Origin of the sequence: Autumnicola lenta, assembly GCF_031846515.1 — a bacterium.
GTDB classification, from domain to species: Bacteria; Bacteroidota; Bacteroidia; order Flavobacteriales; family Flavobacteriaceae; genus Autumnicola; species Autumnicola lenta.
Map to the genome: position 1 here is coordinate 1 of NZ_JAVRHO010000054.1, position 1,933 is coordinate 1,933.

The 1,933-nt window shown below is 38.4% G+C and carries 2 protein-coding genes; both read right to left on the minus strand.

Annotated elements, in window-relative coordinates; genetic code table 11:
• Window positions 1-159: 159 nt before the first annotated feature.
• Window positions 160-1,134 (minus strand): lytic transglycosylase domain-containing protein, encoded by a 975-nt coding sequence (locus tag RM545_RS17360; protein WP_311496547.1) that lies wholly within the window; start codon window positions 1,132-1,134, stop codon window positions 160-162.
• Window positions 1,131-1,838, minus strand: a complete 708-nt coding sequence (locus RM545_RS17365) for an alpha/beta hydrolase family protein (protein ID WP_311496548.1) — start codon at window positions 1,836-1,838, stop codon at window positions 1,131-1,133. The genes RM545_RS17360 and RM545_RS17365 overlap by 4 nt, the downstream gene beginning before the upstream one ends.
• Window positions 1,839-1,933: the final 95 nt, after the last annotated feature.

The following is a 1,933-nucleotide window of genomic DNA, read 5'->3' on the forward strand; positions in this document are numbered from 1 at the left end:
AAGATTAAAGATATTAGAAGAAGCATTTATCTACCTTATAATGCCACTGCAGAAGAATCTTTTGATCTTAACTATGAATTTATAGAAGAAGGAATTTCCAGCCACCTTATTAGCGATCAACATCAGAAGGTCGCCGATATCTACTAAAAAATGTGCTCCTTAATTTATAGCCGGATAATTTCCTTCTTCAGGAATATCGATTTCATATTTCTTTCTTGAAGCATTATTTAGATGAGCTTCGCGCAGCCATGGATTGTGAATTTTCAGTATTTTATAATTAATTCCGAATTTTTTGGCAAAATCAGGAAAATCGCGAACAACTGTATCTACTTCTACTTTTCTGGTTGGAATGTGCTGGTACAGATCATCATCTTCGAACTGAAAACCGTATTTCGCAGGGTCACTCATAATCTCCTTTAGCGCTAATATACGGAAGACGTATCGTCCGGTTTCTTCCCCTAAAAGAAGATCGTAATAATCTGTAACCTTCTGGCGTTCCAGTTGTCTTGAAATCCCACGGTTGCCGGCATTATAGGCAGCTGCAGCCAATGTCCATGTTCCCAGGTTTTCTTTCGCGTTTTTAAGATATTCCGCAGCAACCCGTGTAGACATTTCGATGTGATATCTTTCGTCTACATTGTCGTTTATTTCCAGTCCGTAGTCTTTTCCGGTTCCCGACATTATTTGCCAGAAACCTGTTGCACGTGCAGGAGAAACGGCCTGAGTGAGACCACTTTCTATTACTGCAATATACTTGAGGTCATCGGGAACGCCTTCCTCCTTGAGAATCGGTTCAATTACAGGAAAATATTTTTCGGCCCGTTTCATTAACAATAATGCATTGGACTGCCAGTAAGTATTCACGAGCAATTCCCTGTCCAGGCGCTCATATACATCAGGATCTTCCAACGGCACACTCTCACCGGCAAAATCCAGATCTTCAGGAACAGAAAGTGCTTTTATTGCATAAGTTTTTGCGACACTTTTTTCTTCACCGGCCTCGTTGTCGTTATTTCTCTGCGCACTGGTTTTAGAAATTTCAGTAGATTCTGGAGTATTCTGCACAGCATTAATACTCACTGCACAAACACATAAAACACCTACCATTATTAATCCGTTCTTTATGTACTTCATGATCTTTCTTCTATTTTTTCTTTATTATATATTTTTCCCGTTAGGATAATTTCCGGCAGATACCTGTTAAACCACCTGAAGCGATTTATTATCATAATATGTGTTCCTCCTTTTACTTTTATACAATTACCAATGTGCTCAATTGGGAAAATTATATCCTTGTCACCATGGATATGCACAACTTTTTCGTCAGCCTTCTCACATTCCCACAAAACCATATGTTCTATCGCCCAATCCAGGTAAATTTTATTATTTACAGATAAATATTGTCGATATAGCCTTGCCCGCTTCTTTGCAAAATCTCCAATTGCTAATTTTTCAAAATGATCAACATAATTCATTAAACCAGTAGGTATTAAGCGGTAGATCCCTGTTTTGGCGGCAAAACGCATTCTGTTGGGCAATTCGTCACGGCACTTTACACTGGATATTATTATAAGCCGCTGCACATCCAGGTATTTACTCATTTCCTGAACAACAACCCCGCCAAAAGAGACTCCTATCAGGACTGGCTTATCATGTTCTATGAACTTATTCATCCTGAGGGCATAATCCTTCAGACTTTCTTTACGATCTGGGATAAGCCATTCCAGGTGATGAACTTCGAAAGTGTCTTCAGGAAGTTTGATATGCTCAAAAATAGCAGAATTTGCCGCCATTCCCGGCATCAAGTAAACATGTAAAATCTCTTCCCTTCTGCTCATTCCTTACTTCCTCAAAAGGATATATTAAACTAAAATATTCTAATTCGGAGGATAAATTTAATGTTATTTTGTTGGGTTTCATAAAGAGAAATAAA